Origin of the sequence: Cronobacter sp. EKM101R, assembly GCF_963888145.1 — a bacterium.
Lineage (GTDB): Bacteria > Pseudomonadota > Gammaproteobacteria > Enterobacterales > Enterobacteriaceae > Cronobacter > Cronobacter turicensis.
The window spans coordinates 1-223 of sequence record NZ_CAWPHW010000061.1 but is presented as its reverse complement, the minus strand read 5'-3'; the positions used below and the strand labels follow the sequence as shown (position 1 = coordinate 223).

1 tRNA gene is annotated in these 223 nt (G+C 54.7%); it reads left to right on the top strand.

Annotated elements, in window-relative coordinates:
• The first annotated feature begins 149 nt into the window (after positions 1–149).
• Positions 150–222: transfer RNA gene (locus tag AACV31_RS20415), tRNA-Gly, on the top strand.
• Position 223: the final 1 nt, after the last annotated feature.

The window sequence follows — 223 nt, the reverse complement described above, 5'->3', positions numbered from 1 at the left end:
CTCAGTTGGTAGAGCACGACCTTGCCAAGGTCGGGGTCGCGAGTTCGAGTCTCGTTTCCCGCTCCAAAATTTGAAATCGCCGAAAGGCAGCACCACCCAATCAACGTATTTCGGGTTGCGACAACAGCAGCCAGAAAGACAAAGATTAAGCGGGAATAGCTCAGTTGGTAGAGCACGACCTTGCCAAGGTCGGGGTCGCGAGTTCGAGTCTCGTTTCCCGCTC